The organism is Streptomyces sp. AC627_RSS907 (assembly GCF_019049165.1).
Genome location: NZ_JAGMUE010000017.1, coordinates 79,489 through 106,002, shown reverse-complemented (window position 1 = coordinate 106,002; position 26,514 = coordinate 79,489). Strand labels below are relative to the sequence as shown.

24 protein-coding genes and 2 pseudogenes are annotated in these 26,514 nt (G+C 71.1%); 20 read left to right on the top strand and 6 right to left on the bottom strand.

Translation table 11 applies throughout. From position 1 onward, the window contains the following. Nucleotides 1–17: 17 nt before the first annotated feature. Both KUM32_RS05705 and KUM32_RS05700 read left to right on the top strand, forming a co-directional pair. Nucleotides 18–539: a cupin domain-containing protein gene (locus tag KUM32_RS05705; RefSeq protein WP_217140685.1), complete on the top strand. Its 522-nt coding sequence runs from the start codon at nt 18–20 to the stop codon at nt 537–539. Further along, the gene (locus tag KUM32_RS05700; RefSeq protein ID WP_217140684.1) at nt 536–898 is read left to right on the top strand and encodes a DoxX family protein; all 363 of its coding nucleotides are present in this window, start codon (nt 536–538) and stop codon (nt 896–898) included. Before KUM32_RS05705 ends, KUM32_RS05700 begins: the two co-directional genes overlap by 4 nt. 121 nt (nt 899–1,019) lie before the next feature. Here KUM32_RS05700 and KUM32_RS05695 read toward each other — a convergent pair whose 3' ends face one another. Continuing rightward, nucleotides 1,020–1,373, bottom strand: coding sequence for a PLD nuclease N-terminal domain-containing protein (locus KUM32_RS05695; protein ID WP_217140683.1), 354 nt, complete (start codon nt 1,371–1,373; stop codon nt 1,020–1,022). 88 nt (nt 1,374–1,461) lie between these two features. Between KUM32_RS05695 and KUM32_RS05690 the strand changes: the two genes are divergently transcribed. From KUM32_RS05690 to KUM32_RS44895, 12 genes and pseudogenes are all read left to right on the top strand, one after another. Further along, the gene (locus tag KUM32_RS05690) at nt 1,462–2,919 is read left to right on the top strand and encodes a menaquinone biosynthesis decarboxylase (RefSeq protein ID WP_217140682.1); all 1,458 of its coding nucleotides are present in this window, start codon (nt 1,462–1,464) and stop codon (nt 2,917–2,919) included. Beyond that, a complete protein-coding gene (gene mqnP, locus KUM32_RS05685; RefSeq protein ID WP_217140681.1) occupies nt 2,916–3,821 on the top strand; it encodes a menaquinone biosynthesis prenyltransferase MqnP in 906 nt (301 codons plus the stop codon). Before KUM32_RS05690 ends, mqnP begins: the two co-directional genes overlap by 4 nt. A gap of 114 nt (nt 3,822–3,935) precedes the next feature. After that, nucleotides 3,936–4,616: a UbiX family flavin prenyltransferase gene (locus tag KUM32_RS05680; protein ID WP_217140680.1), complete on the top strand. Its 681-nt coding sequence runs from the start codon at nt 3,936–3,938 to the stop codon at nt 4,614–4,616. An 80-nt stretch (nt 4,617–4,696) separates the two neighbouring features. Further along, a complete protein-coding gene (locus KUM32_RS05675; protein WP_217140679.1) occupies nt 4,697–5,152 on the top strand; it encodes an Lrp/AsnC family transcriptional regulator in 456 nt (151 codons plus the stop codon). A gap of 57 nt (nt 5,153–5,209) precedes the next feature. Then, nucleotides 5,210–6,373: an aminofutalosine synthase MqnE gene (mqnE, locus tag KUM32_RS05670; RefSeq protein ID WP_217140678.1), complete on the top strand. Its 1,164-nt coding sequence runs from the start codon at nt 5,210–5,212 to the stop codon at nt 6,371–6,373. A 244-nt stretch (nt 6,374–6,617) separates the two neighbouring features. Further along, nucleotides 6,618–7,268: a UdgX family uracil-DNA binding protein gene (locus KUM32_RS05665; protein ID WP_217140677.1), complete on the top strand. Its 651-nt coding sequence runs from the start codon at nt 6,618–6,620 to the stop codon at nt 7,266–7,268. 104 nt (nt 7,269–7,372) lie between these two features. Next, nucleotides 7,373–7,897, top strand: coding sequence for a GNAT family N-acetyltransferase (locus tag KUM32_RS05660; RefSeq protein WP_217140676.1), 525 nt, complete (start codon nt 7,373–7,375; stop codon nt 7,895–7,897). A gap of 122 nt (nt 7,898–8,019) precedes the next feature. Beyond that, complete coding sequence (locus KUM32_RS05655; protein WP_217140675.1) at nt 8,020–8,325, top strand: DUF4229 domain-containing protein; 306 nt, start codon at nt 8,020–8,022, stop codon at nt 8,323–8,325. A gap of 140 nt (nt 8,326–8,465) precedes the next feature. Continuing rightward, nucleotides 8,466–8,567 (top strand): putative leader peptide, encoded by a 102-nt coding sequence (locus tag KUM32_RS45205; RefSeq protein ID WP_374227486.1) that lies wholly within the window; start codon nt 8,466–8,468, stop codon nt 8,565–8,567. A 73-nt stretch (nt 8,568–8,640) separates the two neighbouring features. Then, nucleotides 8,641–9,939 (top strand): dicarboxylate/amino acid:cation symporter, encoded by a 1,299-nt coding sequence (locus tag KUM32_RS05650; protein ID WP_217140674.1) that lies wholly within the window; start codon nt 8,641–8,643, stop codon nt 9,937–9,939. Between the two features lie 233 nt (nt 9,940–10,172). Next, nucleotides 10,173–10,962, top strand: a pseudogene (locus KUM32_RS05645) (IS5 family transposase). 23 nt (nt 10,963–10,985) lie between these two features. Further along, entirely contained in the window at nt 10,986–11,510 is a 525-nt protein-coding gene (locus tag KUM32_RS44895) for a replication initiator (RefSeq protein WP_308408599.1), read from the top strand. Between the two features lie 113 nt (nt 11,511–11,623). Here KUM32_RS44895 and KUM32_RS05635 read toward each other — a convergent pair whose 3' ends face one another. After that, nucleotides 11,624–13,075 carry a recombinase family protein gene (locus tag KUM32_RS05635; RefSeq protein WP_217140673.1) on the bottom strand — a complete coding sequence of 484 codons (1,452 nt, stop codon included), beginning with the start codon at nt 13,073–13,075 and terminating at the stop codon, nt 11,624–11,626. A 65-nt stretch (nt 13,076–13,140) separates the two neighbouring features. Here KUM32_RS05635 and KUM32_RS05630 point away from each other — a divergent pair. Further along, nucleotides 13,141–13,284, top strand: a pseudogene (locus tag KUM32_RS05630) (dicarboxylate/amino acid:cation symporter); the annotation flags it as partial. A gap of 133 nt (nt 13,285–13,417) precedes the next feature. Here KUM32_RS05630 and KUM32_RS05625 read toward each other — a convergent pair. Genes KUM32_RS05625 through KUM32_RS05615 form a run of 3 tightly spaced genes read right to left on the bottom strand, consistent with a single transcriptional unit; the run spans nt 13,418 to nt 15,250 of the window. Further along, entirely contained in the window at nt 13,418–14,074 is a 657-nt protein-coding gene (locus KUM32_RS05625) for a class I SAM-dependent methyltransferase (protein ID WP_217140672.1), read from the bottom strand. Between the two features lie 37 nt (nt 14,075–14,111). Then, on the bottom strand, nt 14,112–14,426 hold the full coding sequence (locus KUM32_RS05620) for an AzlD domain-containing protein (protein WP_217140671.1): 315 nt from the start codon (nt 14,424–14,426) through the stop codon (nt 14,112–14,114). Then, complete coding sequence (locus KUM32_RS05615; protein WP_217140670.1) at nt 14,423–15,250, bottom strand: AzlC family ABC transporter permease; 828 nt, start codon at nt 15,248–15,250, stop codon at nt 14,423–14,425. The genes KUM32_RS05620 and KUM32_RS05615 overlap by 4 nt, the downstream gene beginning before the upstream one ends. Before the next feature lie 68 nt (nt 15,251–15,318). Here KUM32_RS05615 and KUM32_RS05610 point away from each other — a divergent pair, with 68 nt between their 5' ends. Continuing rightward, complete coding sequence (locus tag KUM32_RS05610) at nt 15,319–15,894, top strand: helix-turn-helix domain-containing protein (protein WP_217140669.1); 576 nt, start codon at nt 15,319–15,321, stop codon at nt 15,892–15,894. Nucleotides 15,895–16,074: 180 nt separating this feature from the next. On the opposite strand, the gene KUM32_RS05605 is transcribed toward KUM32_RS05610, so the two are convergent. Beyond that, entirely contained in the window at nt 16,075–16,278 is a 204-nt protein-coding gene (locus KUM32_RS05605; protein ID WP_004984723.1) for a cold-shock protein, read from the bottom strand. A gap of 289 nt (nt 16,279–16,567) precedes the next feature. Between KUM32_RS05605 and KUM32_RS05600 the strand changes: the two genes are divergently transcribed. The 4 genes from KUM32_RS05600 (at nt 16,568) to KUM32_RS05585 (ending at nt 26,496) form a co-directional block, all read left to right on the top strand. Further along, nucleotides 16,568–17,416, top strand: coding sequence for a menaquinone biosynthetic enzyme MqnA/MqnD family protein (locus KUM32_RS05600; RefSeq protein WP_217140668.1), 849 nt, complete (start codon nt 16,568–16,570; stop codon nt 17,414–17,416). 75 nt (nt 17,417–17,491) lie between these two features. After that, entirely contained in the window at nt 17,492–19,432 is a 1,941-nt protein-coding gene (locus KUM32_RS05595) for a serine/threonine-protein kinase (protein WP_217140667.1), read from the top strand. Nucleotides 19,433–19,605: 173 nt separating this feature from the next. Next, a complete protein-coding gene (locus tag KUM32_RS05590) occupies nt 19,606–21,927 on the top strand; it encodes a PQQ-binding-like beta-propeller repeat protein (protein WP_217140666.1) in 2,322 nt (773 codons plus the stop codon). Between the two features lie 96 nt (nt 21,928–22,023). Continuing rightward, entirely contained in the window at nt 22,024–26,496 is a 4,473-nt protein-coding gene (locus tag KUM32_RS05585) for an FtsK/SpoIIIE domain-containing protein (RefSeq protein ID WP_217140665.1), read from the top strand. The last annotated feature ends 18 nt before the right edge of the window (nt 26,497–26,514 follow it).

Genomic DNA, 26,514 nt, shown 5'->3' with positions numbered 1-26,514 from the left:
GGCGGTGGAATCGGGGCATGACCGAAGAACCCCAGACCAGCGCGCACCTCGCAGACCCCGCCGTGTCGGTGGTCGGCCCCGATGACGGCGAGGTGATCCTCCTGGGCACCACGCGGATGCGGGTCCTCGAGGACGGCAGCACCACCGGACACCGCCTCGGGATCGCCGAGTCCGTCCTCGCCCCGCACACCCCCGGCCCGCCGCAGCACCGCCACGCCCGGCACGACGAGGGCTTCTACGTCATCTCCGGCACGGTGCGGTTCACCGTCGGGGACGAGGAGCACGACGCGACGGCGGGCACGCTCGTGATGGTCCCGCCCGGCGCCCCGCACACCTTCGCCAACACCACCGACCAGCCGGCCGTCATGCTCAGCACGTTCACACCGGACCTGTACGTGCAGTACTTCCGGGACCTGCGGGACACGTTCGCCGGCGGTCGGGCCCCGACGCCCCGGGACAGCATCCGGACGATGCGCCGTTACGCGACCGAGCCCGCCACCGACTTCGCCCCGCGCTCCACCCGGGGGGCGGAGTCGTGAACGCCGTCTACTGGATCGTCGCCGGACTCCTCGCCGCCTTCTACCTCTACGGGGGCGGGCTGAAGGTGGTCCGCAGCCGTGAACGGCTCCGGCCGATGATGGCCTGGGTGGACAGCATGCCGATGCCGGCCGTGCGGGCCCTCGGGGCGGTGGAGGTGCTGGGCGCGGCCGGGCTCGTCCTCCCGCCGCTCACCGGCGTCGCGCCCTGGCTGGCCCCGGCCGCGGCCGTCGGGTTCGTGGTCCTGCAGACCGGCGCGACCGGGGTCCACCTGCGTCTCGGGGACCGCCGGATCGCCCTGAACCTCGCCCTCCTGGCCACCGCCGCCGTCACCGTCCCCCTCGCCACGGCCTGGCTGTGACACGCGTGGACGAGCCCGGCCGTGTCGCGCGCGGCCGTCGGCCGGGCGGCGGGGCGTGCCGGGCGGCGGGGCGTGCCGGGCGGCGGGGCGTGCCGGGCCGTGCCGTCCGGGTGCGCCGCCCTCAGTCGCCCCTGGGGTCCTCGTCCTTGCCCCGGCCGCCGTTGTCCTTGTCCTTGTCCTGGCCCCTGGCCTCGTCCTCGTCCTTGTCGAGGGACTTCAGGAACTCGGGATTGTCGTCCGGCGCCACCCACTGCCGCCGTCCGCCGCCGCCCTGCCAGGGCGACGCGCCGGCCGGATGCCGCTTCTTGCCGGCGATGATCCAGGAGATGGACCCGACCAGCGGGAACAGCAGCACGAGGATCGCCCACAGCGGCTTGGGGATGTGACGGATGTCCTCGTCCTTCGTGCTGATGCAGTCGATGAACGCGTAGACGCTCAGCGCGAGTGGCACGAGGAACATCAGCACCCGGAGCATGGGGCCTCTCCAGCTCAAGCGATGGGCGGGGACGCGTCACGGCCCCCAGGTACAGGGCCAGGGTAGCCGCTCGGGGATACTGGACCGCATGGCTTACGACGATCTTCGCTCGCTGCTCAGGGCCCTGGAGCGCGAGGGCGACCTCAAGCGCATCAAGGCCGAGGTGGATCCGCACCTGGAGGTCGGGGAGATCGTCGACCGGGTGAACAAGGCCGGCGGCCCCGCCCTGCTCTTCGAGAACGTGAAGGGCTCCGACATGCCCCTCGCGATGAACGTCTACGGCACCGACCGCCGCCTGCTCAAGGCCCTCGGGCTGAAGTCGTACACCGACATCTCGGACAAGCTCGGCGGACTGCTGCGGCCCGAGCTGCCGCAGGGCTTCGTCGGGATGCGCGAGGCCTTCGGGAAGCTCGGCGCGATGACGCACGTACCGCCGAAGAAGGTGAAACCGGACAGCGCCCCCGTCCAGGAGGTCGTCCTGCACGGCGACGACGTGGACCTCGACCGGCTCCCGGCCCTCTTCACCTGGCCGGAGGACGGCGGCTCCTTCTTCAACCTGGGCCTCACCCACACCAAGGACCCGGAGACGGGCATCCGCAACCTGGGCCTGTACCGGCTCCAGCGCCACGACAAGCGCACCATCGGCATGCACTGGCAGATCCACAAGGACAGCCGGAACCACTACCAGGTCGCCGCCCGGCGCGGCGAGCGCCTGCCGGTCGCGATCGCCTTCGGCTGCCCGCCGGCCGTGACCTACGCGTCCACCGCCCCGCTCCCCGGTGACATCGACGAGTACCTCTTCGCCGGGTTCGTGCAGGGCAAGCGGATCGAGATGGTCGACTGCAAGACGGTCCCGCTCCAGGTACCGGCGCAGGCCGAGGTGGTGCTGGAGGGCTGGTTGGAGCCCGGCGAGATGCTGCCCGAGGGCCCCTTCGGCGACCACACCGGCTTCTACACGCCGCAGGAGCCCTTCCCCGCCCTGAAGATCGACTGCGTGACGATGCGGAAGCGCCCGCTGCTCCAGTCGATCGTGGTCGGCCGCCCGCCGACGGAGGACGGCCCGCTCGCCCGGGCGACGGAGCGTTTCTTCCTCCCCCTCCTGAAGATCATCGTCCCGGACATCGTGGACTACCACCTCCCCGAGGCGGGCGGCTTCCACAACTGTGCGATCGTCTCGATCGACAAGAAATACCCCAAGCACGCCCAGAAGGTCATGCACGCCATCTGGGGCGCGCACATGATGTCCCTGACCAAGCTGATCGTGGTCGTCGACTCCGACTGCGACGTCCACGACCTGCACGAGGTCGCCTGGCGCGCACTCGGCAACACCGACTACGCCCGCGACCTGACCGTCGTCGAAGGCCCGGTCGACCACCTCGACCACGCGTCCTACCAGCAGTTCTGGGGCGGCAAGGCGGGCATCGACGCGACGCGGAAGCTGCCCGAGGAGGGGTACACGCGCGACGGGGGCTGGCCGGACATGGTGCTGTCCGACCCGGAGACGGCGGCGAAGGTCGACCGCCGCTGGAAGGAGTACGGACTGTGACGTCGGCTTCCGCCGCGCTACCGCAGCAGCCGGGGCGTACCAAGGCGTTCCTGCGCCTGGTGATGATCGAGCACTCGGTCTTCGCCCTGCCCTTCGCCTACATCGCCGCCCTCACGGCGATGTACGAGTGGGACGAGAACATCCACTGGGGCCGGCTGCTCCTGGTCACCGTCGCCATGGTCGGCCTGCGCACCTTCGCCATGGCGGTCAACCGGATCATCGACCGCGAGATCGACGCCCGCAACCCGCGCACCGCCCACCGCGAACTGGTCACCGGCGCGATGTCGGTGCGGCACGCCTGGACCGGCGCGCTGGTCGCCCTCGTCGTCTTCCTCGGCGCCGCCGCCCTGCTCAACCCGCTCTGCCTCGCCCTCGCCCCCGTCGCGGTGATCCCGATGGTGGTCTACCCGTACGGCAAGCGGTTCACGAACTTCCCGCAGGCCATCCTGGGCCTCGCCCAGGCGATGGGCCCGGTCGGCGGCTGGCTGGCCATCAGCGGCAGCTGGTCCTGGGACGCGGTGATCCTCGGTCTCGCGGTCGGCGTCTGGATCGGCGGCTTCGACCTGATCTACGCCTGCCAGGACGTCGAGACCGACCGGCAGGTCGGCGTGAAGTCGGTCCCGGCCCGCTTCGGCATCCCGGCCGCGATCCGGGGCGCCCGCGCCTGCCACACGATCACCACGGCCCTGTTCGTCTGGTACGCCGTCGCCACCGACGCCGGCGTCTTCTTCTGGCTCGGCCTGCTGATCGTCGCGGGCGCGTTCGTCTACGAGCACACCATCGTGCGGCCGAACGACCTGTCCCGGCTGAACCGGGCGTTCTTCAGCGTCAACGGCTTCATCGGCATCGCCCTCTTCGTGTGCGCGCTGCTGGACCTGCTGGTGCGGGGGCTGACGGTGTAGCGCGTCTGCGCGGCAGCGGACGGTGACGCGGAGCGCGCTCCACGAGGTCACGGCGACCGCATGCTTGCGCGGACCGGTCCTGAGGTCTGCCCCGTCCGCCGGTAGGCTCAAGATGTGAACCCAGGAGAAGCGCAGCGTACGCCTTGGATCGTGGGGGTCTCCGGAGCATCCGGCACCCCATATGCCGCCGCCGTCCTGCGCGCGCTGCTCGCCGCCGGTGAGCACGTCGACCTGGTGGTCAGCCGGGCCTCGCGGCTCACCCTGCTCGACGAGACCGGCATCTCCTTCCGCGACGCCCACTGGCAGCAGGACCTGCGCGCGTGGCTGGCCCGCGGAGCCGACGGCAAGCCCGACACCTTCGACGTCGACCTCGGCGGCGACCGGGTACGGCACTGGAGCGCGGGCGACCTCGCGGCCGGACCGTCCTCGGGGTCGTACCCCGTCAAGGGCATGCTGATCGTGCCCGCGTCGACGGCGTGCGTGGCGGGGGTCGCGCTCGGCCTGTCGAAGGACCTGCTGCAGCGGGCGGCGAGCGTCACCCTGAAGGAGCGCCGCAAGCTGGTCGTGGCCGTACGGGAGACCCCGCTGGACGGCCGGACCCTGCGGCACCTGGTGGCACTGGACGACGCGGGTGCGACCGTGGTGCCCGCCTCGCCCGCTTTCTACGCGGGGGCGACGCACATCCAGGACCTGGTGGACTTCGTCGCCGGACGCGTCCTCGACGCGGCGGGCGTCGGGCACGGGCTGTACCGCCGCTGGAGCGGCGACCTCGGCGGGGCGCGCCCCGCCGGCTGAGCACGATCCGAGCAGAACCTCCCCCCACACGTTTTGGTTACCCACATCTTCTGACCTCTTCAGTGGAAGGCTTCGATCGCATGGACGCGGTGGACAGGCAGCTCATCCAGGCCCTGAGGGAGAACGGCCGGGCCTCCTACGCGGAGCTGGGACGCCTCGTCGGACTGTCGGGACCCAGCGTCACCGACCGCATCAACCGGCTGGAGGCGGCCGGGGTCATCACCGGCTACCGGGCCACCGTGGACGCCGCCTCGCTCGGCCTCGGCGTCACCGCCCTGATCGGCGTCTCGCTCTCCGACGCCGCCGACCACGAGGACGTCGCACAGCGGCTCAAGGACCTGCGGGAGATCGAGGACTGCTGGTTCATCGCCGGCGACGACTCCTACATGCTCAAGGTGCGCGCGGCCGACGTGGACGGCCTGGAGAGCATCATCCGCCGGCTGTCGGGGACGAAGGGCGTGTCCCGGACCCGTACCACCATCGTGCTCTCCACCAAGTGGGAGAACCGGGTGGGCGAGCTGCCGGAAGAGGTCTGAGCGCCGGGGCGTACGGTTTACGGAGTCTGACGGATCTGTCGGAGAAAGAGGTATCGCATGGACGCCGGGCTCAAGCGCGAGCTGGAGCAGAAGGTCCGCTCCGGTGAGCGGCTGACCCGCGAGGACGGCATCGCGCTGTACGAGTCGGACGACCTGGCCTGGCTCGGCGGCCTCGCGCACGAGGTGCGGACGCGGAAGAACGGCGACGTCGTCCACTTCAACGTCAACCGCCACCTCAACATGACCAACGTGTGCACCGCCTCCTGCGCGTACTGCTCCTTCCAGCGCAAGCCGGGGGAGAAGGACGCGTACACGATGCGCATCGAGGAGGCGGTGAAGCTCGCCAAGGCGATGGAGGGCGAGAACCTCACCGAGCTGCACATCGTCAACGGGCTGCACCCCAACCTGCCGTGGCGCTACTACCCGCGCTCGCTCAGGGAGCTGAAGGCCGCGCTGCCGGACGTGTCGCTCAAGGCGTTCACGGCCACCGAGATCCACCACTTCGAGACCATCTCCGGGATGTCCGCCTCCGACATCCTCGACGAGCTGATCGACGCCGGTCTGGAGTCCCTCACCGGCGGCGGCGCCGAGATCTTCGACTGGGAGGTGCGGCAGCACATCGTCGACCACCGCACCCACTGGGAGGACTGGTCGCGCATCCACCGCCTGGCGCACGAGAAGGGGCTCAAGACCCCGTGCACCATGCTCTACGGCCACATCGAGGAACCCCGCCACCGCGTGGACCACGTGCTGCGCCTGCGTGAGCTCCAGGACGAGACCGGCGGTTTCCAGGTCTTCATCCCGCTGCGCTACCAGCACGACTTCGTGGACATGAAGGACGGGAAGATCCGCAACCGGCTCCAGGCGCGAACGCAGATGGCGACCGGCGCGGAGGCGCTGAAGACGTTCGCGGTCTCCCGGCTGCTGTTCGACAACATCCCGCACGTCAAGGTCTTCTGGGTCATGCACGGCGTCCAGACGGCCCAGCTGGCCCTCCAGCACGGCGCCGACGACATGGACGGCTCGGTCGTCGAGTACAAGATCACGCACGACGCCGACAACTACGGCACGCCGAACAAGCTCACCCGCGAGGACCTGCTCGACCTGATCCGGGACGCCGGGTTCCGGCCGGTGGAGCGCAACACGCGGTACGAGATCATCCGCGAGTACGACGGCCCCGACCCGGCGCGCCGTGACGCGCCGCAGCCGATGCGGGTCTGAGGTCCGGGTAGTTCCCCGGCCGCGGGCCGGTGGCGTCCGGCCACGTGGTTCCCCGCGCCCCTCGGGACGTGCACCCGGCGCCTCCTGAAAGGCGCCGGAACCGGTCCCGGCCCCGGGGCGCGGGAACGGCGCGACCGGCCGCGGACCGCCCGCGCCCGGCATGGGTTCTCACCTCCACGCGACCGGCCGCGGACCATCCCCGCCCGGCGCGGGTCCTCACCCCCACGGCGGGTACCCGACCCGCATGCCTGGCACCCGTGCGCCCGAAGACGCCTACACCGCGGAGCCCTTCGTACCCCGCCGAGGCGGCCTCCCCGCCCTGCGTGCGGCCGCCGCGGGATGCCGTGGCTGCCCCCTGCACAGGGACGCCACCCAGACCGTCTTCGGCGCCGGCAAGGCGACCGCCCGCGTCATGCTCGTCGGCGAGCAGCCCGGCGACCAGGAGGACCGTCAGGGCGAACCCTTCGTCGGACCGGCCGGCCGACTGCTGGACCGCGCGCTCGCGGAGGCCGGCATCGACCCCGCCGAGGCGTATGTGACCAACGCCGTCAAGCACTTCAAGTTCACGCGGGCCGAGCCGCGCAAGCGCCGGATCCACAAGGCGCCCACGCTGCGCGAGACGACCGCCTGCGGCCCCTGGCTCGCCGCCGAGCTGGCCCTGGTGGAACCCGAGCTCATCGTGGTGCTCGGCGCCACGGCCGGCAAGGCGCTGCTCGGCTCCTCCTTCCGGGTCACACAGGTGCGCGGCACGGTGCTGGAGGCGGAGATCCACGGGCGCCCGGAACGGCTCGTTCCGACGGTGCATCCGTCGGCGGTGCTGCGCGCCGAGGACCGGGACGCGGCGTATCAGGGGCTGCTCTCGGACCTGCGGGTGGCGGCGCGGGCACTGGCGTGACCCTCTGGCGTCACGGCCTGGCGCCAGGCATGGGGGAAGCTCTGGCGCAAGGCAGGGGGCAAAGCTCTGGCGTCAGGGCAGGGGGTAATGGTTACTATGCTGCCGTGTCCCTTACTTTCACGCTGGATCCCCTTCCCACCCCCGAACTGCGTGACGGCGTACTCGACCTGTGGGCCGACGTCTCCAACGCCGGCGGAGCCGTGGGCTTCGTCCCGCCGGTGACGCGCGAGACCGTCCGCCCCGAGCTGGTGAAGCACATGGTCGCCATGGTCGAGGGCCGCACCCGCCTGCTCGTCGGCCACGACGAGGAGGGCCGGGTGGCCGCCGCCGCGTTCCTCACCCGCAACACACACCGGCTGATGTCCCACTGGCTGTGGCTCTACACGGTTATGGTCCACCCGCGCCACCAGGGCCGGGGATACGGCCGTGACCTGCTGGCCGCGGCGGCGGACGCGGCCCGCACCGTCGACGGCATCGAGGCGATACGGCTCACCTGCCGGGGCGGCCTCGGCCTGGAGCGGTTCTACGAGTCCTGTGGCTACAAGGAGGTCGGCCGGGTGCCCGGCGCGATCCGCGTGGCGCCGGGCGACGACCGCGACGACATCGTGATGCTGCTGCCGCTCGGCTGAGCCGCGGCCCGCCGGGACCCCCCTTGCGGGGGCCCCGCCGGGACCCCCCTTGCCGGGCCGGGGTCCCGGCATGTTTCACTGGACAGTGCCTCTTTGTGCCAGAAACGGAAGAGTGGATTGAGATGCTCCGCTACACGCTGATGCGCCTCGGGATCTTCGCGGGCTGCCTCCTGGCCGTCTGGGGGCTCGTCTACGCCGGCGTGTTCCCGCGCGGCCTCGGTGACTCCAACGGCATGTGGATCCTGCTGCTCTCCCTGCTGATCTCGGCCCCCATCAGCTTCGTGGTGCTGCGCAAGGAGCGGGACCGGGCCTCGGTGCAGGTCGTGCACCGCGTGGACCGCATGAAGGCCAACCTCGAGGCCAACCGCGGCCAGGAGGACCTCGCCGACGACGCGGCCCGGGCCGCCGCCCAGGGGCAGACCTCGTAACGTCCGTCACACACGCGTACGCCCCGGTTTCCGAATCACAGGAAACCGGGGCTTTTTGCGTTTTCGGGGGCAGTGGTGCACTCCCGCCTCTCAAAGTGAGGCTTTGAGTGTCCCAAAGCGTAAGTGTTAAAGTCATACGCATGAAGCCAGCAGTCGCGCACCCCACACCGCCGAGCCTCGCGCTCGTCGCGCGCCTGCACGTGGACCTCTGTCGGTGCGCGTCCGCGACCTGTCGCCCCTGACGTCCCTTCCTCATCCGTCGTTCTCCACGTCAGTCCAGCGCGTCCGTCCCCGCGTCCCGTCCCCTTACGGAGCTTGTCCGTGTCTTCCCTGACGAAGTCCTTCAAGGTGCCCTTCTGGGCCCAGATACTCGCCGGTCTCGTCCTCGGTGTCCTGCTGGGCTGGCTGGCCCGCAGCCAGGACGTCTCCTGGCTGGTCACCACCCTGGAGAAGGTCGGTGACACCTTCATCGGCCTGCTGAAGCTGGCCGTCGCACCGCTCGTCTTCTTCGCGATCCTGGTCTCGATCACCAACCTGCGGAAGGTCAACAACGCGGCCCGCCTGGCGTCCCGCACCCTCCTCTGGTTCATGATCACCTCGCTGATCGCGGTGGCCATCGGCCTCGTCATCGGCCTGGTCACCAACCCCGGCTCCGGCACCGGCCTCACCCCGGCCGACGGCGCGAAGCCCGAGCACACCGGTTCCTGGATCGACTTCCTGACCGGCATCGTGCCGACCGACGTCATCACGCCGTTCACCGAACTGAACGTGCTGCAGATCGTCTTCATGGCCGCCGTCGCCGGTATCGCCGCGCTCCAGCTCGGCGACAAGGCCCAGCCGATCCTCAACCTGAGCGAGTCGATCCTCGAACTCCTCCAGAAGGCCCTGTGGTGGGTCATCCGCCTGGCCCCGCTCGGCACCGTCGGCCTCATCGGCAACGCCATCGCCACCTACGGCTGGGACCTGATCGGCAAGTACGCGACCTTCACCGCCGACATCTACGTCGGCTGCGCGATCGTCCTGTTCGTGGTCTACCCGACCCTGCTCGCCACCGTCGCCAAGGTCAGCCCCCTGCAGTTCTTCAAGGGTGCCTGGCCCGCGATCCAGCTGGCCTTCGTCTCCCGCTCCTCCGTCGGCACCATGCCGCTGACCCAGAAGGTCACCGAGCGCCTCGGCGTGCCGAAGGAGTACGCGTCCTTCGCCGTGCCGTTCGGCGCGACGACCAAGATGGACGGCTGCGCCGCGATCTACCCGGCGATCGCCGCGATCTTCGTCGCGCAGATCTTCGACATCCAGCTCGGTGTCGGTGACTACCTGCTCATCGCCTTCGTCTCGGTGGTCGGCTCCGCCGCCACGGCCGGCCTCACCGGCGCCACGGTCATGCTGACCCTGACCCTGTCCACGCTGGGCCTCCCCATGGAGGGCGTCGGCCTCCTCCTCGCGATCGACCCGATCCTGGACATGATGCGCACGGCCACCAACGTCGCCGGCCAAGTTGTTGCACCGTTGATTGTGTCGGCGCGTGAGGGCATCCTCGACCGCGACAAGTTCAACAGCGTGGCCTCGGCGCCCGTTGACGCGGAGGAACCGCAGGCTGTGCCGGTCGCTGCCTGACTGCTGGCTGGCAGCACAGTTGACGCCCCGCGCCAGTACCTGGTGCGGGGCGCATTTGTGATCTCGCTCAGAGGGCGTTCACGTAGGGCTCTTCCGGTATGCCTGCTTTACCCATGACCTATTTTGGGTGCCTTCGCCAGGTAAAGGTTATTCGTTCCCTGCAAGGTCGAGCACTCGGCTGTCCGCCTCATGTGGTTCTGCACTCGGAAACCCGTCTGATTTGAAGATGGGCCCTGATCGAGCCGACGTTGACGGCCTGGCGAAACGCCCGCCTCGAACGCCGGCCAACAGGACAGCCGGCCAAAGTCGGCTTGCGCGACGTGTTCGACGCACTCCTCTACCTGAACCGCACCGGAATCCCCTGGAAGTACCTGCCGCACGACTTCCCGGGCCACGGCACCGTCTACTTCTACTACGGCGCCTGGCGCGACGAGGGAATCCTCGCCCAGCTCAACTACGACCTGACCGGCCTGGCTCGCGTAAAGGAAGGCCGCAAGCCCGAACCGACCGCCTCCGTCATCGACACTCAGAGCGTCAAGACATCCATCAACGTGCCTCTGACCAGCCAGGGAACGGACGCCGCGAAGAAGATCGTGGACCGGAAGCGGGGGGCATCCTGACCGACACGATCGGCCTCATCCTCGCCGTGACAGTCGCCGGCGCCGGCCTCTCCGAGAACGCCATGGGAATACGCTCCTCGACCAGGCGAAAGAGACCTACCCGACCATCGCGAAAAGCTGGGTCGACACCGGCTTCAAGAACGCCGTCGTCGAGCACGGGGCCCGCCTCGGAATCGACGGTGAAGTCGTCAACCGCAACCCAGAAAAGCGCGGCTTCCATGTCGTGAAAAGGCGCTGGGTGGTGGAGCGGAGTGTCGGCTGGATCATGATGCGCCGCCGCCTCGCCCGCGACTACGAGACGCTCACGGCCAGCTCCGAGGCGATGATCCACATCGCCTCGATCGACAACCTCGCCAAGCGCATTACGGACGAGAGCACACCAACCTGGCGAGGAACCTACTAGGGCATACAGGGCAATACGCCTAGATCAAATGCCCTCTGAGTTGGGGCACGCAGACCGACGTTCGCGTCCTGCGTGCCGACGGTGACGGCCCCGACGATGACGCCGTTGCCGCCTACGTCGCCAAGTACGTCACCAAAGGCAGCAACGAGACGGGCGCTGGCACCGACCACAAGGTCACCACCTGGGACGATATCGACACGGCTCCCGTCAGCCGACACGTCCGCACCCTCATGTACACCTGCTGGCGACTCGGCGGCCTCCCCGCATACGTGCCCCTGCGCCTGCACACCTGGACCCACACCCTCGGCTACCGGGGCCACATCCGCACCAAATCCCGCGCCTACTCCACCACCTACGCCGCACTACGCGCCGAACGCGCCCACCACCTCGGCCACGCCGACACTTCCGACGCGATCACGGATGCGCACTGGCGCTGCATCGGCTCCGGCCACACCCCCGGCGCCGCCCTCATTGCCGCTGGCGTCGCTACGGACCTGGCAGAGAACCAGGAGGAAGCACGTAACCAGCGGGGCGCCCATGACCGGTGAGCCGGTACAGCCGCTTCCTGAATGGATCTCCGAGATCCTCTGCCGTTGGGTGCCGCCCAAGGACTTCGACACCCGCATGACGGCCGTCATCGACAGCTACCTTGCCGACCGAGTCAAGCCGGAGACTCCGGCGAGTCCTCATGCTCTGCGCCGATCGGCGTGATCTTGATGGACGTGATCTCCGGCGGCTTGCGCCTGCCACGGCCGATGCTGAAGACCTCGACAAGGTCGATCACGGACGCCACGATGGCGCGACGGCGTTCGAGGTTCTCGGGCGCGTCATCCTTCCAGACCGCAAGGACATCGGTCTCGACACGAGATCGACGGATGGTCGCTGTCGCTTCGCGTGTGCGCAAGGTTTGGAGCTCTGCGCGCAGGTGGGTCAAGGAGTCGAAGTAGTCTTCGTCCTCCATCTGGCCTTCCTTCCAGCGGCCTCGGAGCGCTCGGATACGGCTCTCCAGCAAACTGATCTGGCCCGTGAGGTCCTCCGTCTGTGCCACTTCTTTTTGAGGCATGCGGGACAAGAGCGCAGCCTCAATCACTTCATTGAGCCGTTCTTCGATCCACTCGTATTTGCGGCTCACCTTGCCGCAGCCCAGGCGACCGTTCTGGCCTCTCTGGCCGGAGTGACAGAACGTCCGCCGGAAGGTTCGTCCCTGGATGGTCGCCCACTGGACGCGCATGGCGGAGCCGCAATAGCCGCAGCGCAGGAACCCGGAGTACACGTGCTTCCGCTTGCCTGACCCTCGCGCCGCCTGGGTGGCTCGTCCATCGAGGATCGTCTGAACGTTCTCCCATTGCTCGCGAGTCAGTGGTGCGCCGTAGACGCTGTCCCCGATGTCCTGGCCCTTATAGGTGACGATCCCCCCGGTCCGCTCCGACCGGTACACACGCTTCACTGACTGGATGGTCCACGCGCCACCGTGTGGCGTCGTAGAGCCCTTGGAACCCCAGTACCGGGCCACATCACCAGGTGTCTTCGAGTTTCGGTCCATCAGCATGCGATAGCCCTCGCGGATGAGCTCGGCTTCGCCTTCGTCCAGCTGCTGGAAGTGCGTCCCCTCCTTGAAACCGAACTGCCGCTTCCCGCCGGCATGCGGCTTGCCCTGCTCCCGCCGCTGCAAGAGGGAGTTGTTGACGCGCTCCGACATGCGCTCGGTCTCCTGCTGAGCCACCGCACCCTTGATTGTCAGGATCATGCGGCCGTTGGCTGTCGCTGTGTCCTCGCCCTCCGTCGTGGCGAACGCGAACCCGTGTTCCTTCTGCTCTTCGAGGAAGCTGGTCAGCTCGCTGATCCGGCGCGTCAGGCGGTCGATGGAGTAGACGACGATGCCGTCGATGAAGCCGTCTCGTGCGTCTCTGAGCATCTCCGTGTACTGAGGGCGGCGACGCTTGCTCGTGGTCGACGCCGACACGTCATTCTCCGGGTAGACCTTGAGGACTCCCCACCCCATGCGTTCGCACAGCTCCCGGCATGCCTTCTCCTGGCGCTGGATGCCGAGTTCCTGACCTTTGCGGTCCTTGCTGATTCGTACGTAGATGCCTACACGCTTCGGCTTGGCCATGCCCCACCCCTGGTCACGTGTCAGATGCCTGTGCTGTCTGCAACGTACATACACAGAGTATGGTTACGGACGTCGCCGGCCAGGCCCTGGTCCCGGTCATCGTCTCGGCCCGCGAGGGACTGCTCGACCGCAAGGCCTACGCCGAGGCCCACAGCTCCCCGATCGACGAGCCGGAGCCGGAGCGGGACCGGGTGCCGGTCGCCGCGTGACCGCCGACTGACGAACAGACGACGCCCCGCACACACACCTGGTGCGGGGCGTCTTCCGTCGTTGTCGTACGCACCCGAGCCCGTTGACTGCGTCTCGCCCGACGTGTCGTGTGGAAGGGGGCGGGCGGCGGGCTCAGCGGCGGGCGATCAGGCAGGCCTGCGGGACCTGCGCGACGTTGGCCTCCTCCGCCAGGCGCACCGTCCGGGACAGGACCGTGAACCCGGCCTTCTCCAGCAGCTCCGCCATCGGCTCGGGTTGCCGCCGTTCGAAGTCCAGGGCGACCGGGTGGCCGAAGGGACGGTCGGGCCGGAAGGGCTCGTCGCCGACCTGGAAGGCGAGGAGGAAGAAACCGCCCGGCGCCAGCACGCGCCGCACCTCACCGAAGAGGTCCGGCAGCCGCTCCCACGGCGTGTGGATCGACGAGTACCAGGAGACCGCGCCCGCGAGGGCCCCGTCGGGCAGGTCCAGCTCCAGCATGGAGCCCTGCTCGAAGCGCAGGCCCGGGTTTTCGCGGCGCGCGACGGCGAGCATCGACGCGGAGAGGTCGAGGCCGAAGACCCGCAGGCCGAGGGAGGCGAGGTGGGCGGTGACCCGGCCGGGCCCGCAGCCGAGGTCGGCCACCTGCCCCTCCGGGCCCACGAACTCGGCGAAGGCGCTCATCAGCGCGCGGTCCAGCGGAGTGCCGGCCCCCAGGGAGCGGAAGCAGTCGGCGTAGTCCTCGGCGATGGTGTCGTAGAAGGTACGGGTGGTGTCCAGGAAGCCGGTGTCACGGCCGGTCTCGTCGGTCATGCCGGGGACCCTAACGGGGCCCACCGACAGCAGTGCCTCATTCCAGCCCCGCCGCCCGCAGCGCCGCCGTCACCGCCGCCGCACCCAGCACCACCAGCACGAACGGCGCCCGCCGCCACGCCAGTACGCCGCCCGCCAGCACTCCGGCCGGCCGCGCCCACCCGGCGAAGCCCCCGCCCTCGGTGAGCGCCCCCGTCGCCAGCAGCGCGACCAGTAGCACCACGGCACCGGCGGACAACAGGTCCCGCACCCGCACGGGCAGCGTCACCCGGCCGTGCAGCGCCGGGCCGACCAGGCGGAAGGCGTACGTCCCGACCGCCAGCACCAGGATCAGGGCGACCGTCGCACTCATGCGGCCCCCTTCCGGACCGGCGCGCGGCAGAGGAACAGGCCGGTCAGCGCCAGCAGGACCGGAACCCCCGCCGGGACGGACGGGGTCAGCGCCAGCGCCACCGCGGCACCGGGCAGCGCGGCCCGGCGCAGACCGGCGTCCTGGCGCAGCGCGGGCAGGACCAGGGCGACCAGCACGGCCGGGAAGGCGGCGTCGAGGCCGTACGTCGCCGTGTCGCCGAGCGCGGTGCCGGCCAGCGCCCCGAGGAGCACGCCCGCGTTCCACACGGCGAACAGCGCCACGCCCGACAGCCAGAACGCCGCCCTCCGCCGCGCCGGGTCCGGCTGGGCCAGGGCGAAGGCCACCGTCTCGTCGGTGACCAGGTGGGCGCCCAGCAGCCGCGCCACGCGACCGGTGCCGATGGTGTCCGCGACGGCGAGACTGAAAGCCGCCGTACGCGTGTTGAGCAGCAGCCCGGTGGCAGCCGCGGCCACCGGACCGCCCCCGGCCAGCAGCACGCCGACGGCGCTGAACTGGGCGGAGCCCGCGTACACGAGCAGTGACATCACCACCGGGACCCACACCGGCAGGCCGCCGGCCACGGCGATCGCGCCGAACGAAACGCCGACGATGCCGCCGGCGGCGCTGACGAGGGCGACGTCTCTGAGCAGTTCCGGGTCTTGGCGCCACCGGCCGGCCCGGTCGGCCGGTATGCCGGCCGGGCTGTCGGTCGAGCCGGTGGCCGGGTTGTCGGTCGGGCTGTCGGTCGAGTTGGCGACCGGTCTCTCGGTCGAGCCGGTGGACGGCCTCTCGGATGGCTGCGGGGTTCGCTGTACCGAACGCATGTTTTCTACAATGGACAGAGCCAGCTGTGTTCGTCAAGGCGAACGAACGTACCTACGGAGCGAACACCATGTCCGATTCGACCCCCGCCCGCCTGCCCCGCCTGCCCCTCGACTGGATCGCCGCCTCACTGCGGCGCGAACGGACGCGCGCCGGACTGTCGCTGTCCGAGCTGGCCAAGCGGGCCGGCATCGCCAAGTCCACGCTGTCGCAGCTGGAGGCGGCCGGCGGGAATCCGAGCGTGGAGACGCTCTGGGCGCTGGCCGTGGCCCTCGGCGTGCCGTTCAGCACGCTGGTGGAGCCGCCGACCGCCGCGGTGCGGGTGATCAGGGCGGGTGAGGGGCCCCAGGTGGCGTCGGAGCGGGCCGACTACGCCGCCACGCTGCTCTCCTCCAGTCCGCCGGGAGCGCGGCGGGACATCTACCACCTGCGGGCGGAACCGGGGGCGGCCCGTGCATCGGAGCCGCACATCCCCGGGACGGTCGAGCACCTGGTCGTCGGCAGCGGGCGCCTGCTGGCCGGACCGCGCGGGGAGGCCGTCGAGCTGGGGCCCGGCGACTACATGACCTACCGCGGGGACGTCCCGCACACGTACGAGGCGCTGGTGCCGGGAACGGCGTTCGTGCTGGTCATGCAGCACGTGTGAGCCGGGGCCGCGATCAGGGCCGGGTGTGCGGGGTGCACAGGGTGGGCGAGATGTGCCGACGGGCCGGCGCGGGAACGGGAAACGGCCGGGACCCGGGTGGGGGGTGTGGCCGGAAAAGGGCAAAAGGGCAGGAGCCCCGTCGCCGAAGACGGCGCGGGGCTCCTTGGGTACTGCTGTCAATCAGACAGGAGTGACATTCTCCGCCTGCGGGCCCTTCGGACCCTGCGTGACGTCGAAGGACACCTGCTGGTTCTCCTCGAGGGACCGGAAACCGGTCGCGTTGATCGCGGAGTAGTGGACGAAGACGTCGGGGCCGCCGCCTTCCTGGGCGATGAAACCAAAGCCCTTTTCGGCGTTGAACCACTTCACGGTTCCGGTAGCCATAAGCCCTCCTTGGGCTCAAAGGGTTGCCCTGCCCAGAACCAGCAAGTGTGAAGACTTGAATGCTGCACAACTGCCTATGTCTGAGAACGACGAGAGCCCGCGGTCACATGCTCCGCAGGCTCTGTACTGCAAGGGAAACCAAACTGCAACTTGCTGTGAGCCTAGCACGCAGGCCCCCGAGCGCAACAGAGGTCAAGATCACTTCACCCGGATGTTTGAACGCCTGGCCCGTTCGGCTGACGCCGGGGTCGGCGGCGGGCGGGCACCGGGGGAGAGCTAGCCTCGCGATGTGGACAATTCTCGCACCCGGCCGCGCGTCGGCCACATCCAGTTCCTGAACTGCCTGCCCCTGTACTGGGGGCTCGCGAGAACAGGAACGCTCCTCGACTTCGAGCTGACGAAGGACACCCCGGAGAAGCTCAGCGAGCAGCTGGTGCGGGGCGATCTGGACATCGGTCCCGTCACCCTCGTCGAATTCCTCAAGAACGCCGACGACCTGGTCGCCTTCCCCGACATCGCCGTCGGCTGCGACGGCCCGGTGATGTCGTGCGTGATCGTCTCGCAGGTCCCGCTGGAGAAGCTGGACGGTGCCCGGGTCGCCCTCGGGTCGACCTCGCGCACCTCCGTACGCCTCGCCCAACTGCTCCTCGCCGAGCGCTTCGGCGTCCAGCCCGACTACTACACCTGCCCGCCGGACCTGAGCCTGATGATGCAGGAGGCCGACGCGGCCGTCCTCATCGGCGACGCGGCCCTGCGCGCCAACATGCTCGACGGGCCCCGCTACGGCCTCGACGTGCACGACCTGGGCGCGCTGTGGAAGGAGTGGACGGGCCTGCCGTTCGTCTTCGCGGTCTGGGCCGCCCGGCGCGACTACGCGGAGCGCGAGCCGGTCATCACCCGCACGGTGCACGAGGCCTTCCTCGCCTCCCGCAACCTCTCCCTGGAGGAGGTCGACAAGGTCGCCGAGCAGGCGGCCCGCTGGGAGGCCTTCGACGAGGAGACCCTCGCGCGGTACTTCACCACCCTCGACTTCCGTTTCGGCGCCCCGCAGCTGGAGGCGGTCACCGAGTTCGCCCGCCGGGTGGGCCCGACCACCGGCTTCCCGGCGGACGTGAAGGTGGACCTGCTCCAGCCCTGACGTGCGGGGCGCCCCCGCGCGGGCGGCCCACTACCCTGCTGGCAGGTACTGGCGTACGGGGGAGGGGTGGACGCCATGCGGCCGCTCGACGTCGACGAACCCACCGTCGTGGGGCCCTACCGGCTGCTCGGCCGGCTGGGGTCCGGCGGTATGGGCCGGGTCTACCTGGGCCGCAGTGCCGGCGGCCGGACCGTCGCCGTGAAGATCGTGCACCCGCACTTCGCGCTGGACGAGGAGTTCCGGGCCCGCTTCCGGCGCGAGGTGGCCGCCGCGAGCCGGGTGGGCGGCGCCTGGACCGCGCCCGTGCTGGACGCGGACCCCGAGGCGCGCGTGCCGTGGGTCGCCACGGCCTACGCCGCCGGCCCGTCCCTGACGGCGGCGGTCGCGGACGGCGGCCCGCTGCCGGCCCACTCGGTACGGGCACTGGGCGCGGGTCTCGGCGAGGCGCTGGCGGCGGTGCACGAGCTGGGCCTCGTCCACCGGGACGTGAAGCCGTCGAACGTGCTGCTGACCCTCGACGGCCCCCTGCTGATCGACTTCGGCATCGCCCGCGCCACGGACGGCACCGCCTCCCTGACCTCGACGGGCGTCTCGATCGGCTCGCCCGGCTACATGTCGCCCGAGCAGATTCTCGGCAAGGGCGTCACGGGCGCGGCGGACGTCTTCTCGCTGGGGGCCGTACTCACCTTCGCCGCGACCGGCCGACCGCCCTTCCCCGGAGACTCCTCGGCCGCGCTGCTCTACAAGGTCGTCCACGAGGAGCCGGAGATCGGCGCGCTGGACGGGGAGCTGCGGGACCTGGTGGCGGCGTGCCTGACGAAGGACCCGGCCGCCCGTCCGTCCCCCGGTGACGTGGCCCGGCGCCTCGCTCCCCAGGGCGCGGCGCGGCTCGTGACCGGCGGCTGGCTGCCGGGGGCGCTGGTGGAGAGGGTCAGCCGGAGCGCCGTAGAGCTGCTGAACCTGGAGGCGGCGCAGTCGTCACCGGGTGAGGGGGCGGGATCGTCGGGTTCGGGCGCGGGGCCGGCGTCCGGTCCGGTGGGGTTCAGCCGGCCGTCGATCACCGCGGGGGCGGAGGCGGGCGTGGGGGCGAGGGCGGAGAAGACGGAAGCGGGCGACGGGGCGGCGACCGGGAGCGGCGGGGCGCCGGACGGGGACGGCCGGACGCCGACGGGGAACGGCGGGGGCGGCCGGACCACGATGGGGACCGGCGGGGGCGGCCGGACCACGATGGGGACCGGCGGGGACGCGGGCGCGTCCGGGGGCGCGGTGGCCCCCGGCGTCTTCGGACCGGCGCCGGTGATGCCCACTCCCGCACCGGCACACGCACCGGCACCCGCACACAGGCCGACACCCCCCACGCACGCACCGGCACACGTACCGGCACCCGCCACCCACGTACCGGCGCCGCGCGCGGGTGGCCGGTCGCCCGGCAGGCTCTCCGTCTCCGTCGCGGCCACCTCCGCGCGGGAGGGCGACGGGCGGCGCGGCCGCAGGCTCAGCTGCACGGTGGCCCTCGCGGTGGCCGGTGCGATGGCGGCGGTGACACTCGGGGCGGTGCTCGTCCTCGACGTGCTGCCGGGCGGCGGCAGCAGGAACTCCGCCGACGACGGCGACCGCTCCCCGTCCGCGAGCGCCCCGCCGGACGCCGGTGCGGGCCGCGGGAAAACCGTCCCGGCCCGTTACCGGGGCACCTGGGAGGGCCAGGCCGTCGCGGTCGAGGGCAACCTGCCCCTGGGCACCTTCCGCCTGACCGTCCGGGAGGCCGCGGTCGGCGAGAGGCTGGGCACCCTGCGCCACACCGACCTCTTCGGCGGCACGTGTGACGACGTACTGACCCTGAAGAAGGTGACACGGGAACAAGTCGTCGCGAGCGCCGTGGGAGCCGAGGGCAACCGCGACGTCTGCAACCAGGCCCTCCACACCGTCCGCCTCACCCCCGTCGGCGACGACCTCCAGTACGAGTCCGACAGCAGGGACTCGGGCCGGCCGAGGGCGCGGTTGTCGACGGCCGAGTAGCCGACGGCTTTCCACCTGGGGCCTACCGGCTCGTCGGCCTGCCGGCCCCCGCCCCGGAGATGACGCCCCCGCAACTCCCCCGTCACCGCTGTCACTACTGTGTCTGCGACAGCGAACGCCACCGCACGCACCGGGTGTTCGCGGACGCGGCGACACGACGGGGAAGGCCGGCCATGGAGACACTGCGATCGGACGATCCGCGGGAGCTGGGCCCTTACCGCCTTCTGCGACGGCTCGGCGCAGGGGGGATGGGCCGCGTCTACCTCGCCCGGTCGCCCGGCGGTCGTACCGTCGCCGTGAAGGTGGTCCGGCCCGATCTCGCGGCGGACGGGGACTTCCGCGCCCGATTCCGGCACGAGGTGGAGATCGCGAAGGCGGTCTCGGGCCGGTTCACCGCCCCCGTCGTGGACGCCGACCCGGACGCGCCCCTGCCGTGGCTCGCGACGTCGTACGTCCTCGGCCCCGACCTGACCGACGTGGTCGCGGCCCACGGCGCGCTGCCGGAGCGCACGGTCCGCGCGCTCGCCGCCGGACTGGCCGCGGCGCTCCAGGACATCCACGCGGCGGGACTCGTCCACCGCGACCTCAAGCCCTCCAACGTCCTGCTGGCCGCCGACGGACCGCGCCTCATCGACTTCGGCATCGCGCGGGCGGTGGACGGCAGCCGGATGACGCAGACCGGAGTCGTGGTCGGCTCGCCCGGATACATGTCACCGGAGCAGGCGCTGGGCAAGGACGTCGGCACGGCGGGCGACGTGTTCTCGCTGGGGACCGTGCTCGCGTTCGCGGCGACCGGGCGCAGCGTCTTCGGCGACGGCGCGGCCTCGCACGCCGCGCTGCTCTACCAGGTCGTGCACGGGGAGGCCGACCTGACGGGCGTACCCCCGTCCCTGCGGGGGCTGGTCCGTGCCTGCCTCATGAAGGACCCGGCGCAGCGCGTGGCGCCCGCGGAGATCGTGACCGCGCTGGCCGGGCAGGGCATCGACGCCGCTCTGCACGACTGGCTGCCGTCGGCGGTGGCCTCGACGATCGCGACCCACGCCGCGGGGATCCTGGACCTGGAGGCTCCCGAGGCTCCTCGGCCCGCGCCCGCTTTCGGCCCGGCGCCGACGATGCCGGCCGGGACGCCGCCCCCGGGTACCCCCTCGACGCGAACGCCGCAGACCGGACCGGCCGGTTACGGCACACCGCCCGGTGGTACTCCGGCGCCGGTGCCCGCGTACGGCACCCCCCTCCCCGGCACGGTCGAGCTCGGCGCGGGCGGGGCGTCCGCTCCGGCCCGCTCCCGGCGCCGGGTGCTCGGTATGGCGCTCGGTGGCGCGGCGGCCGTCGCGGTGGCCGGTGGCGGTGCCGCGTGGCTGCTCACGGCCGGTGACGGCGCCTCCGACGCGGCAACGGACGCGCCGGGAAAGGGCGGTACGGCCGAACCGGCGGACGAGGACTTCACGACCCCACCCGCCGGCGTGGCACCGCAACCGCTGTGGCACGAGTCGGCCGCGGAGGACAGCACCACGACGGGCGTACCGCTCCTCACGCACGAAGGACTGCTCCTGGTCAGCGGCGACCCGCTCGTGGCCTACGATGTCAGGACCGGAAAGGCCCGCTGGACCAGGCCGGGCATCTGCCGGCCCGGAGCCCAGCTCCTCTTCCACGACGGCAAGGTGTTCCTCGCCGACGGCGACTACGACGGCGCCCTGGTCGCCTACGACGTCAAGACGGGCGAGGAGGTCTGGCGCAGCCGCCTCGGCAAGCAGCTCTCCGTCGAGGACACGATCGCGATCGACGACGGGAACGTCTACGTCACCGCGACCGACTACGGTCAGGCGCAGAGCGCCACCAAGTACCGCACGGCCGTGGCGGCCATCAGCCACACCACGGGCAGGAAGGCGTGGGTCCAGCACCGGGACCGGGGCACCAAGGACTACGACGTCCAGGGCAGCGTCTCGGGCACGTACCTGGTCTACGCCGACTCCAACCTCAACCTCACCGCCCGGGACACCGCCACCGGCGGTCAGCTGTGGACGAGGAAGATCGGCGAGGAGTGGACCTGGCGGCCCACGGTCGCGAACGGCCTCGTCTTCCTGCCGGGTGACAAGCTCAGGGCCGTCGACGCGGACAACGGCAGCACCGTCTGGACCCTGTCACCGGCCGGCCGCCGGGGCTTCGGCAACCCGACGGTCGCCGACGGCGTGCTCTACACCAGCGACCACGACGACGGCGTGTGGGCCGTGGACGCGAAGACCGGCAAGCGGAAATGGCTGTGCGACGAACTGGACGTCGAGGGGCCGGAAACCTTCCTGCGGGCCGGAACGACACTGTACGGCGCCACCGGCACCCTGGACGGCGGCATCGTGGCCCTGGAGGCCGGCACGGGCAAACCACGCTGGACCTACAGCGACAACAAGGCCGTGGGCGAGCCTTGGCAGGCCGCCCTCTCGGGCAACCGGCTGCTGGTGACGCACGGGCACGAGATCTACGCGCTGCCGGCTGTGTGAGACACGGGCGGCCGGGCCCGCCGTCAGGGACGGACAGTAGTCTCCGTTGCCGGAGCAACGAACACGGCCGAGAGGCCGACGGGGAGGAAGACCACCATGCGGATGCTGGTCACGGTCGTCAGCCAGGGCGGTGAGCCGCACGACGTGGTCGTCACCGCGGACGACACCGCCACGGCCGGCGACGTCGCCCAGGCGCTGTCGACGGAACTGGGCCGAAGCGGCATGCCGACGAACGTCAGGGTCATGCCGGGCATGATGGTGCCCCCGATCCCCCCCGGCTACGGGGCGGCCGGGACCGGTGGTCCGTCCCTGTGGGCTGACGGCGTGCTCTGCGACCCGGCGGCCCCCGTCGCCCAGGTGCTCCAGGACGGCATGCGCGTCACGGTGGACGACTCCATCGGCCCGTTGCTGCGCAAGGGCGAGCCCGTCGGTCAGTTCGAACTGAGGGTGGCCGGCGGCCCCGCCTCCGGGCGGGTGGTCCGGCTCGGGGTCGGGGTGACCACCCTGGGCTCGGCCCCCACCTCCACGCTTCCCCTGCCGGGCACCTCGCTGCCGCCAACCGCCCTCAGGGTGGCGATCGACATGCAGGGCAACGTGCTGTTCAGCCCCGAGGGCGGGGCCGAGGTTCGGCTCGACGACGAACCGGTGGCCGCCTCCGGGACGCCCTGGCCGCCGGACGGCGTCGTCCGGATCGGTGACTCGCTGCTGGTCCTGGCCCGCGTCGCTGCACCGGACGCGCACCTGTCCGCGATGAGCGAGGGCGGCCTGGCCTACAACCGTCCGCCGAGGTTGTCCCCGCTGCGGCCCCGCCGGCGACTGGTGGTGCCGGTGGCACCGACCAAGGGGGAGCGGGCCCGCTTCCAGCTCCTTATGGCCGTCATGCCCATGGCCTTCGGACTGGGCATGTACTTCCTCACCAAGCAGATCTACATGCTGCTCTTCTGCCTGATGAGCCCGCTGATGATGGCTGCCCAGTGGATCAGCGAGAACCGCGAGGGCAAGAAGAAGCACCGCACGTCACTCAAGCAGTACAAGAAGGACCTCGCGGCCCACGAGGCCGAACTGGCTGCCCTCGCCAAGGAGGAGCAGCGCGCCCGCCGGGCCGACGCACCCGACCCGGCCGAGATCCTGCTCTTCGCCACCGGCCCCCGTCGCCGCCTGTGGGAGCGCCGGCTCACCGACCCGGACGTCATGCAGCTGAGGATCGGGGTCGGCGACCTGCCCTCGGACGTGGAACTCGTCCTTGGCCGCGGCGGCTCGATGTACGAGGAGGACGCCCCGGAACCGCCGGTCCTCGCCGATGTACCGGTCACCCTGCCCTTCGCCCAGCTCGGAGTGGTCGGCGTCGCCGGCGACCGGGAAAGGGCACTGGCCACGGCCCGCTGGCTCGCTGTGCAGGCCGCGGTCCTGCACAGCCCGCGTGACCTCTCCCTGGTGACGCTCACGGCCACCCCGAACGCCGGCGCGGCGTGGCACTGGGTCCACTGGCTGCCCCACACCAGCCCCGACCAGGGGCAGGACTGCGTCGCGCTGGTCGGCTTCGACTCCGAGACCGTCACCCGACGTGTCAACGAGCTGCTGAACGAACTGGCCCGGCGCAAGGCGGCCCGCGAGCAGAACACCACGACCGGCCAGCTCTATCCGGACCCCAACGTCCTGCTGGTCCTCGACGGGGCACGCCTGCTGCGCCGTGTGCCCGGCGTGCCGCAACTCCTCAGCGAGGGACCGCGGTACGGCATCCTCGCTCTCTGCGTCGACGAGGATGAGCGGCTGTTGCCGGAGGAGTGCAAGGCCGTCGTCGCCTGGTCCCCGGACGCCCCGTACCACGTCCGCGTGCGCGGACACGGGCTGGAGTCCGTGGGTGACGTCCTGGCCGACCAGGCGGTGCCCGAGTGGTGCGAGCTGCTCGCCCGCTCCCTCGCGCCGGTACGCGACGTCAGCCGCGACGACGCCGGCAGTGCCCTGCCCACCTCCGCCCGGCTGCTGACCCTGCTGGGCATGCCCGACCCGACCGGGACCGACGTGGAGCGTGTCTGGCGGGCGGGCGGCTCGACGACCGCCGCGCCCGTCGGCATCGCTGCGGACGGCCCGTTCGTGCTGGACATCCGCCGGGACGGCCCGCACGCGCTGGTCGCGGGCACCACGGGTGCGGGTAAGTCCGAGCTGCTGCAGACGATCATCACCTCGCTGGCTGTCGTGAACCGGCCGGACGCGCTGAACTACGTACTGATCGACTACAAGGGCGGCAGCGCCTTCATGGACTGCGCCCGCCTGCCGCACACGGTCGGCATGGTCAGCGACCTCGACGCGCATCTGACCGAGCGGGCCCTCGCCTCGCTCGCTGCCGAGCTGCACCGCCGGGAGAGGATCCTCTTCGACGCCGCCGCCAAGGACATCGAGGACTACAACGACACGCGCAAGCTTCGCCCGGAGCTGGAGCCGATGCCCCGACTCGTCCTGGTGATCGACGAGTTCGCCTCGCTGGTTGCCGAACTCCCGGACTTCGTCGCGGGCCTGGTCGACATCGCCCGTCGCGGCCGGTCCCTGGGCGTCCACTTGATTCTGGCCACCCAGCGGCCGGCCGGCGTCGTCAGCGCGGACATCCGCGCCAACACGAACCTGCGCATCGCACTGCGGGTGACGGACGCGTCCGAGTCCATCGACGTCATCGAGGCCCCCGACTCGGGCGCGATCGCCAAGTCGACCCCTGGCCGCATGTACGTCCGCTCCGGTGCACAGTCCCTGGTCGGCGTGCAGTCCGCCCGCATCGGTGGCCGCCGCCCGGCGACGGGCGGGACCGGCCCGAAGGCGGCCCTGTTGCCGCTTCCGTGGCACGCCTACAGCCGCCCGTTGCCCAAGCGGGACGAGGCGGAGGACGACGGCACCATGGTCACCGACCTGGCCGTCCTCGTGGATGCCGTGTGCGACGGCGCGCGGCGGATGGGCTTCGGCGAGCAGCGCAGCCCGTGGCTGGACCCGCTGTCCGAACTGGTCACCCTGGACGAGGCGACGGCGTACGCCCGGGCGTCCGAGGTGGAACCGGCGCAGGACGTCGCACCGATCCCGTACGGCCTGATCGACCTGCCGGCGAAGCAGACCCGGATGCCGTTGTCCCTGGACCTCGTGCACGGCGAGCACACCATGATCCTGGGCGGCGCCCGTTCCGGTCGCTCGACGGCCCTGCGTTCCCTGGCGGGCTCCCTGGCCCGCAGTACCTCTCCGCACGACGTGCACGTCTATGGCATCGACTGCGGCTCCAACGCGCTGCTGCCGCTCATGCGCCTGCCCCACGTGGGCGCCGTGGTCACGCGTGACGAGCCCGACCGGGTCCGCCGCCTCATCGAGCGCCTGCTGACGGAGATCGCCCGCCGGCAGCAACTGCTCGCCATGGAGGGCGCGTCGAGCGCCGCGGAACAGCGCGCGACGGCCGCGCCGCAGGACCGCCTCCCCTGGATGGTGCTGCTGCTGGACGGCTGGGAGGGATTCGCCTCGACCTTCGAGGCGTACAACTACGGTCAGCTCCTCGAAGCGGCCCAGCGCATCTTCCGTGAGGGCTCCGCGGTTGGCCTCAAGGTCGTCATGACCGCCGACCGCAGTGGCCTGAGCGGGCACGTCTCGTCCGCCTTCGCCGACCGGTTGGTCCTGCGTTTCGCCGATCCGAACGACTACTCCACGGCGGGCCTCCAGGCCCGTGAGGTCCCGAGGAACATGCCCCCGGGCCGCGCCCTGCGGATCACGGACACCGGCGTGGACGAAACGCAGATCGGCCTGCTTTCGGCGGACCCGGCGGGCCAGGCCCAGGTGCGCGCGCTGCGTGAGATCGCCGAGGAGTCCGCCGCCCGTCACGGCCGGATCCCCGCGGGACGACGTCCGATGCGTGTCGACGCGCTGCCCTCGCACATCACCGCGTCGGACGCTCTCGCCCTCGACCCCGACTTCACGCCGCCGTCAGCCCTGTGGGCGCTGATCGGGGTGGGCGGCGACGAACTCCACCCGATCGGTGTCGACCTGGAGGAGAACGGCCCCGGCTTCGTCATCGCGGGCCCGCCGAAGTCCGGCCGTTCGACGACCCTGCTGGCCGCGACGGAGTCCCTGCTGCGCGTCGGCACGCCGGTGGTCCTCGTAGCCCCCCGCCGCTCGCCGTTGCGCGACCTGGAGGGACGGGACGGAGTCCTGGGCCTCCTGAATGCCGACAGCCGGGAGGACGACCTCGAGGAACTGGTGGCCAAGGCTTCCGGCGGATCCTACGTCGTGATCGTCGACGACGCCGAACTCCTCTACGACACCAGCCTCGACGAAGCCCTGGAAACGGTGGTACGCAAGGGCGCCGACGGTGGCATCGGCCTCATCGCGGCCGGCTCCACGGACAGCCTCTCGGGCCAGTACCGCGGCTTCGCCGTAGAGGCCCGCAAATCCCGCAACGGCATGCTCATGACCCCGCAGAGTCCGTCGGAGGGCGAACTCTTCGGCATCCGTCTCCCGTCGAACGCCGGAGGTGGCCCGGCGGGAAGCGGGCTGTTCGTGACCGGGGGGTCGTTCATGCCGGTGCAAGCGGTGATGAACGGCTGAGCCGCCGCTTGACGGCAC